Origin of the sequence: Prevotella conceptionensis 9403948, assembly GCF_000312305.1 — a bacterium.
Taxonomy (GTDB): Bacteria; Bacteroidota; Bacteroidia; order Bacteroidales; family Bacteroidaceae; genus Prevotella; species Prevotella conceptionensis.
The window spans coordinates 153780-162415 of record NZ_HE999450.1 but is presented as its reverse complement, the minus strand read 5'-3'; the positions used below and the strand labels follow the sequence as shown (position 1 = coordinate 162415).

Annotated in this window: 6 protein-coding genes; 5 read left to right on the top strand and 1 reads right to left on the bottom strand. The window is 46.4% G+C overall.

Translation table 11 applies throughout. The annotated features are described in order from the left end of the window. Together BN93_RS12505 and BN93_RS12500 are read left to right on the top strand one after the other, a co-directional pair. Positions 1-882: NUDIX domain-containing protein (locus BN93_RS12505; protein WP_044260709.1), on the top strand; the 882-nt coding region annotated here is incomplete at its 5' end. Between the two features lie 306 nt (positions 883-1188). Beyond that, complete coding sequence (locus BN93_RS12500) at positions 1189-3468, top strand: thiol protease/hemagglutinin PrtT (RefSeq protein ID WP_019188666.1); 2280 nt, start codon at positions 1189-1191, stop codon at positions 3466-3468. 590 nt (positions 3469-4058) lie between these two features. Here BN93_RS12500 and BN93_RS12495 read toward each other — a convergent pair. Beyond that, positions 4059-4790, bottom strand: coding sequence for a type III secretion system chaperone family protein (locus BN93_RS12495; protein WP_019188665.1), 732 nt, complete (start codon positions 4788-4790; stop codon positions 4059-4061). Between the two features lie 188 nt (positions 4791-4978). Here BN93_RS12495 and BN93_RS12490 point away from each other — a divergent pair, with 188 nt between their 5' ends. The 3 genes from BN93_RS12490 to BN93_RS12475 all read left to right on the top strand — a co-directional run bounded on the left by BN93_RS12490 (position 4979) and on the right by BN93_RS12475 (position 8417). After that, positions 4979-5740 carry a CPBP family intramembrane glutamic endopeptidase gene (locus BN93_RS12490; protein ID WP_019188664.1) on the top strand — a complete coding sequence of 254 codons (762 nt, stop codon included), beginning with the start codon at positions 4979-4981 and terminating at the stop codon, positions 5738-5740. 91 nt (positions 5741-5831) lie between these two features. Continuing rightward, the gene (locus tag BN93_RS12485; RefSeq protein ID WP_019188663.1) at positions 5832-6266 is read left to right on the top strand and encodes a hypothetical protein; all 435 of its coding nucleotides are present in this window, start codon (positions 5832-5834) and stop codon (positions 6264-6266) included. A gap of 1104 nt (positions 6267-7370) precedes the next feature. Further along, on the top strand, positions 7371-8417 hold the full coding sequence (locus BN93_RS12475) for a cyclically-permuted mutarotase family protein (protein ID WP_019188661.1): 1047 nt from the start codon (positions 7371-7373) through the stop codon (positions 8415-8417). Positions 8418-8636: the final 219 nt, after the last annotated feature.

Sequence of the window (8636 nt, the reverse complement as noted above, 5' to 3'; positions counted from 1 at the left end):
GTTGGTCCGTACACGTCGGCAGCCATTTCGTCCATCGCTTTCAACCTTCCAGTGGCGGTAGTGGATGGCAATGTGTATCGTGTTTTGGCGCGTTTCTTCGGCATCGACACGCCCATAAACTCCACCGAAGGCAAAAAACAGTTCGCCACCTTAGCCCAATCGCTTTTGCCCCACCACGCTCCGGCACGCTACAACGAGGCCATCATGGACTTTGGTGCACTGCAATGCTTGCCCGTGAAGGGCGAAACTGGCAAGGTAAACGGCCACACAGTCGTGCCAAACGATACGCCAAGTTTCTGCAACAGCTGTCCGTTAAGTGGTCAATGTGTGGCTTTCGCACAAGGTTTGGTGCGTTCGCTACCCGTAAAAACCAAGTCGCAAGCCCCCAAACAACGGCGCATGGACTACATATATATAAGGTGTGGGGGCGAAATTGCCATCCGAAAGCGGCCGGCGGGCGACATTTGGCAGGGCCTTTGGGAACCTTTGCTATACGAAGATGTAGTACTTTCAGGTGTACAAACACCCAAAACCAACAAGCGCGAGGGCTGTAATAGCTTGGGAAACTTCCCTTCGCCACAGCTATTAGCGTGTATCGACCGGCTTTTTAGGGGCGAACAAGGCACCGAATCAACAGCCTTACCGCCCAACTCTCAGCAGCATTCCACCCTTACACCCACAATCAAGGGGCCATATTCCTTCCGCCACGTACTCACCCACCGTATCATCATGGCGCAATTTGCCGTTGTTGAAACAAGTGTTAGACCCAATCTGCCGTCCGACTACATTTGGGTGAGCGAACAAGAACTGAACAAATACGCCATATCGCGCCTGTTCGAGCTGTTCTTAGAAAGGCTGAACAATGAAACGGAAGATAAGTGAAAAGGCCTATTAAGGGGAAAAGGCGGCTGCGCCACTTAGCTTATTAACCCATTCACTTACCAACTCGTAAAGTCGTAAACTGGTCTACTCGCCAACTTATCCACTCGTTAACTGGTCAACTTGTTTACTCACCACCCTGCCAACTCGCTTTGTTAAAACGCAAGAGAGCGGATGTTTTCTCATTCTTTTTATGTAACTTTGCACGCGTTTCCAATCATAAGGGAACGCGTTTAATAACACCTTACCAATACCAAAAAGAGAATTATAGAGTGAAAACAAAAAACAAACAAAAAGAATTACAAAACAATGAACCAACACTACGCCACAAATAGGTGCAAGCCTACCCATGTTTCGCTGCGCGGACTTAACCACTACCGACAGGCATTTGCGCTATTCGCACTTGCGTTTGCAACCCTATTGCCCGTTCAAGCCAAACAGGTTACGGCCCGTCAAGCCCTCGATATCGCGCGAAAATACGTCATGCCCAATCGCCAATCCATCGCATCGGCACAAACCCGAGCAGGCAAACAACAGCCCATTGAGCCCTTCTATGTGTTCAACGACAAGCAAGGCAAGGGCTTTGTTGTAGTTTCGGGCGACGACGCTATGGGCGAAATACTTGCCTATGGGGATAACGGAACGCTCGATACGCTGAATGCCAACCCCGGCGTAAAGCTTCTTTTGCAAGCCTATCGCGAACGTTTCGCACAGCTACAACAAGCACCAATCTCAACGCAACCCGCCACAAGAGCGATGCCTACCTACAAAGCGGTTGCCCCATTGCTCACCTGCAAGTGGAATCAAGACAAACCTTACAACAAGAAAACGGGCTATAATTACACGGGTTGCGTGGCAACGGCCATCGCACAAGTAATGTATTACCACAAATGGCCCATACAAGGAAAGGGAGAAAACACCTATACCGTGAGATCTGATAATAAGGTGAAGCATGCCGATTTCAGCAAATCATACTACGACTGGGCCAACATGAAAGACGAATACAGATATTACGACCCAGGCACCCAAAGGGAACAAGACGCCGTTGCAAAGCTAATGAGCGACGTAGGAATTGCCACGTACATGCAATACACCCCCTATTTGAGCGGTGCGCAAAACGAATCGGCCGAAAAAGCCTTGCGAGAAAACTTTGATTACTCTACGGCCTTTGTGAGCCGAAGTGACGAAGGACTGCCTGCTTTCACAGACATCATACGCCAAGAGCTAACCAACGGTTTCCCCGTTTACCTTTCGGGCAGTCAACGAGGAGGCAGAGGAGGGCACGCTTGGGTAACAGACGGGGTTAACGAGCAAGGACTTTTCCACATGAACTTTGGCTGGGGCGGTCAGGGCGATGCGTATTTCTCGCTCTCAACGCTGTCTGTTGCACAATCAGGAAACGAGTTTGGCGGAAAGGCAATGGATTTCAGCTACGGCCTAATTGCGATATTGGCTCACCCCAACAAACGAAACACAAAACCAATAGACCCTGCATTGCTGGCAAGTACGCCCAAACTGAAGTTCAATATTGGGGGAAGTCTAAAGCTCCCCCGAGGAAGTGGCAAAACTTTTGCCGTTGGCTACATGCCAGCTGTTGAGATGAACGAATTTAATAACTACGGAAAGCCCTTCAAGGGCGACATTGGCGTGGGCATATTCGACATGAATGGCAAGCGGATAACTGTCTGTCCGTCGGACGATCACGCCACAGGTGGCTATACAAAACGCGTCTATGGGCAATATTCTAACGGGGAAATGGGGCGCGACTACACCAACCCGCAGACGGTGAAGATAAAGGTAGACCTCACGAAACTGGCCAATGGCTATTACCAACTGCTGCCCATGTGCGCCCCGCTAGAAAAAAACGGCCGCTGGGGAGAGTGGATACACATGCGACAAGCACCCCGAATGGTGATTGAGATAGGCAACGGCAAGGTGCGTATCGTGGAGGAAGACTCGATCAATGCAGGTTTCCAACTAACCGAACAGCCGTCTAAACTTTGGCTAAAACCAGGAAACGAAGAAACCATCCATGTCCCCATAAGGAACAAAGGCGGGCTGGGATTCGGCTATTATGCCAAGTTACAATTGCTCGACTCCAAGGGTAACGTGGCTTTTGAGACACAACGCACAAAGCCAATGGAGCTAGATGGTTTTCGTACTACATGGATGCCATTTACCATAAGCGTACCTAGCACCCTAAAAGAAGGCAAATATAGGATGAAGTTGGTGGTGATAAAGGAAACGAGCGCGGGCATCGACAACCCCGATGCCGAACGTTTCGATGTAGAAAAGCTATATGATAAGGAGGAAACTATCTTTACTGTGGCGTCGAATGTAACCCATATCGCTGGCACAACCACTGCCAACTACACCCTAACCAACAACGACGGCCACTCGTTAACGGTGCGTGGCACTGGTCTACAACGCGTAAGACTGTTCGACATCAATGGCCGTTTACTTGGTAGTGCCGTTTCAACAGATGGAACAGAAGTAAGTATCTCGCTCGCCAACCTTGTTCCGGGCGTGTACCTCGTGCAAGTAATGGCCGACGGCCAAGTACATACGCACCGCCTTTTAAAACGATAACACACAAGGTTTGCCCCAAAGCAAATCGCTTATAAGATAAGGGTGTGCACCTGTTATGTAGGTGCACACCCTTATCTATATGTGGAGTAGATGACGAGCTGACAAGTAAACGGGTAGACAAGTTGACGAGTAAACAAGTAGATGAGTTGACGAGTTAACAAGTTAACAAGTGGACGAATGGGCAAGCTGACGAGTGAACGAGTTAATTAGTTGACTAGTGGACAAGTTAACAAGTTGACGAGTTAACAAGTGGGACAAGCTGACGAGTGGACAAGTTAGCGAGGAAACGGGTGGATAAGTTGGCAGTTGACGAGTTGACGAGTAAACGAGAAGAGAAGTTTACGAGCCAACAAGTTAAAAGGCGCAGCCATTTTTTCACCCTTTCACCCTTTCACCTTTAAAAGGCGCAGCCATTTTTTCACCCTTTCACCCTTTCACCTTTAAAAGGCGCAGCCATTCTTTCACTCTTTCACCTTTTCACCTTTAAAAGGCGCAGCCATTCTTTCACTCTTTCACCTTTTCACCTTTAAAAGGCGCAGCCATTCTTTCACTCTTTCACCTTTTCACTTTTTCACCTTTAAACGCCTCTCCTACTCCAATCCCATCTCTTTTTTCATGTTCTGAAACTCGTTCACAAAGTCGTGTTCAAGCGAGAAGAAAGGCATCAGCAACGACCTAAAATACTCTTCAACGGCAGGCATTTCAGGCGTAATCACCGCATGGCGCCGAAAATGCAGGTGCATAACGTTCGCATCCGTGTCGATAGTGTAAACCACAACACATGCGGCATACATGTTCACCTCATTAATAGTTCGCTGCAAACAGGCCACTTGGTCAACATCATCGAGACTTGCCTCCGCCCAAGAAACGCGCATAATGTTAAAGTAACGTGTGCCGTGCAAAGCCTGAATCCTAAAATCTTCGCCTTGAAAAGTAAAGTCGGCGAAGTTTTCCTCGTCCCTTTCAAAGGGGCAACCCAACGCCTTGCATATCTCCTCAATCATTTCAAGGGTACTCATTCCTACGTATTTGTTTTCCATTGTTATGTTCTTTCTATTAATCCTTATCGTCACAGCGTGTTCGTTATGCCCCTCCGCATCGTTCTCATACTGTCTACCTTCTGCCTCTTTCCCCGTTTCTCGCCACTCAGTCAGTCGTCCAGCCATTTTAAAACAAGGCTCGGCCCTAGTGTACGAAAGCCACACCGCAGGAGGTTCGGTGGCAGATACTCCACGCTCCACCCCATGTTCGCCCTTATGTCTTAGCCGCCTGAGCCAAACATACGCGATAACAAGGATTATAATGTACAATAGTCTTTCCATCCGTTAGTGTGTTTACATGTTGCATGGCTTGTCAAAAGCATCTCCCAGTGGCAACGATTATTATACTGCAAATATACGAATTGTTTTTATTTACACCAATCAAAACCGCATTTATTATGGCCACACACAATAAAATAAACCGCTTTGCGTAGATACTTACATAGTTAGAACCAATACACTTAGAAAAGATGGCAGACAAAAACACGACCAATCCTGTAAGCTGGAAAAGGTTACTGATATTCTTTATCATAGCAACAGCAGTATCAAACCTATTTAGATTTGATGTTTTCAACATTCATCCAGCGATACTAAAGCTGCCAGCATGGCTCTCCATCTTCGTATTCGCACTGCTTCACCCTAGTGGCGTACTTTTAGGCACCTTCATTGTTATGCCCTTTTTGAGGAAAGAACGAAGGGTAGAAATGTCATTGTTCGGCACTTCCAAACAGAAATCGCTATTGATGTGCGCCATCCCAATCGTGCTACTTACCGCGATAGGCGTTAATAACGATTACAAACTTGAAAACCACATCTACGCGTTTGTCGCCATCATTGGCACCATAGTCTACTGTATCGAGGAAGAATATGGCTGGCGAGGGTATCTGCAAGAGGAACTGAAAGGCCTTAAACCCTGGGCGAAGTACTTAATAATTGGGTGCCTCTGGTACGTGTGGCATCTTTCATTCGTGCACGACAGGTCTATTGTACACAACCTTACCTTCTTATCTTTGCTTATTTTTGGCAGCTGGGGAATAGGCAAAATCGCCGAAACAACAAAGTCTGTATTAGCCTCCGCCTGTTTCCACCTTATCGTACAGATAATGATGCTCAATTCATTATTCAGACATAGCCCAGATAAGACCACCAAATTTGTTATCTTTGTGGTTTGTGTTGGTGCGTGGTTCATGATATTTTTCAAGTGGAACAAAACGCGCAGCACCAGCAACTAAACCGATATACGCTCATTTTACAAGCCATACGTTTATAGTACAATGCAATATTTGGGCAACGTACTTCAACAAGTTTAAAACATAGAAACTTATGCTATCAAAAAAAATCAAAACCTTTTGTAAGGAGAAAGGTTGGTGGAATGACGACTACACGCAAGAATATGCCGATGCGCTAAGGAAACTGAAAATAGACCTAACCAGTGATTTTGCAACATTCTTCTTGCACGTAGAAGACAGTCCCACCTTTTATGGCAGACATCAAGAACTTTATCAAATATGTTGGTTCGCAATAAATACAAACTACGAGCTTGCCATTACCTTTGCCCACGATGCACTTGAATTGCCCAACGAGTACATTCCGCTCGACAGCTTTGAGGGGGAAGGCGGCTTTTTCTACAATCGTTCAACAGGAGCGGTTTTAGAAATTGAACTTGGACAAAAGCTTATCGACTTTCAAAAGGGAGAATTACAACCCCAATGGCATGACTTTAACTCATTCGTAGAGTGGTTCTTTGAAATTCCCTAAATGCCTATCAGGGGATAAAATGCCAGCCATTAGAATTCTGCTAAGGCACAAATGGCTGGCTTTTAAACAGATAAACAGACCCAACAACTCACAAACACACGAACAGAACAACACATAAAACTAATAAACTTGCAAACCTAATAACTCAACAACCCATAAACTTACAACCAGAAAGACCCACAAATTCAACAGCCAAAAGCCGTACAAATATTTTACAAAACACATCCTCTTCACCAACACCTTCTAGCGAAAACAATGGTGTTTATTCGGGCAATTTGCCGCATTTTACAAGTTTCCAGACTTCTCCTTCTGTCTATTTTTGCGTAGATTACCCGCATTTAGTACCATTTTACCTTTCTAGTTTGGTCGTCAGCCCATTATTTTTTACGCCCAAATACCCACTTTTAGCCACGAAAATTCCACTTTTCAAGGTGCATTTTGCCCTTTTTGAGCCATGTTTTAATGGTTTGAAGAGGCTTTGTCTATACCATTTACAGTGAATATTTATGCTTTTCACCTCGCATTCAGCAGCATTTTGCACTGCGTTTAGCACCAAAACGCCTTGCATTTAGTACCAAAACACCTTGCGTTTAGCACCAAAATGCACAGCATTTAGCACCAAAACGCACTGCGTTTAGCGGCATATTGCACTACATTTAGCATCAAATAGCCCAAAACCAAGTGCAAACTGCGGTTTTATGCAATGTGTATTCATTTTGATTGCATCTACCACTAACCCTTTTTTGCATCAGAACAAACCTTCGCAAGAATCGATTTTTTGCGGTCGGGCGGACGATTGGTGGCCAAAAAGGGCACTCATAATGTTAAAATTCGTACTGAAAAGAAGACAAATTTCGATTAAGATTTCTACGTAACCAATCTACTTGATACCCTACCTTAATCGTTATTTAAATTAAATACTATGAGAAAAGTGCATAATTATTTTTGTATTTTCCTGTTTTTAAATTAACTTTGTGGCCAATATAACTAAAAATTACGTAGGTTTTGCATTTAGATAATAAAATATTTTCTAATAAAGCGCAAGCAAACACAAAACGACTAATAATCTCTTTTGTGTTGATTGCCCTATTTACAGCATATACTATGGCGCAGAATTCTAACTCCATCCAACGCTTGGTGGGCTTTCCCACAGAAGAGCAAGGTTTCGATAAAGGCGTATCGGCCTGCTATTGTGGCGTTATTAACGGCTACTTATACATTGCAGGAGGTTGTAACTTCCCCGACAAGCCTGTGGCAGAGGGTGGCAAAAAGCGGTTTTACAAGGCCATTTATGCCGCCAAACTAAATGCCGAGGGCAACCGCCTAGAATGGAAAACCGTTGGACAGATGCCCCAACCTGCAGCTTACGGCGTGAGCGTTACTTACGAAAACTCGCTGATTTTCGTAGGCGGCAACAACGAAACAGGCGGTCTTACCACCGCCATTCGCTTGCGCCCCACTGCCACGGGCATGCAACAAGAGGCTCTACCCAGCCTACCCCACGCCTTAGACAACATGGCTGGCGCGGTGGTTGGCCACATATTATATGTGGTGGGAGGCAATTGCGAGGGTGTTGCCACACAAAAAGTGTGGTCGTTAGACCTTAAAAACACAGCAAAAGAGGGCTGGAAAGAAGGGCCCTCCATACCAGGGATAGCCCGTGTTCAGCCTATTGCCGCCGCCTTAGCGGGCGACTTGCTGGGCGTTTGGGGTGGTTTCGCACCCAAAACAGACAGTAAGGCGGCGCAGTTGGCCATGAATGGTGCAAGCTACAACGCAGGTTGCGGCACATGGACTGCACTACCCGTACCCACAGATGCCCTTGGCGAAGAAGTGTTTACGGGTGGATCAACGGCCATCGCCACGCCACAGAAAGGCGTTGTGGTGGTTGGCGGCGTTAACAAAGACGTGTTTCTGGCAGCCATCAACAAGCTGCCCGAAGGCTATTTGCTGCACGAACCCGAATGGTATCGCTTTAACAACAGGGTGTTGTGCTATCGCGACGGGACTTGGACGCAGCTACTTCAACATCCTTCTGTGGCCCGTGCTGGTTGCGTCCTTGCCTATTGGGATGGTTGGGTGTACGTTGTTGGCGGCGAATTGAAACCAGGTATTCGCACACCAGAGATAGTTAGGTTTCGCGTAGACTAGCAAACAGCTCTTGCCGAATGGGCTATAATGCCCTAGGGTTGATGCCTTGTGCAGCGCGAAGTTGACCAACAAGCGGACTGCTAAGGACTAACAGCGAGCCTTGTCACGCCTAAACCTTCCTATATTTAAATAAGGAGTACGCACTACAAAGACGATTTACGCGTGCACGTAAAGGGTTAACTTACCCCAACGGCGCACAACAATTAATCAAAACAACAA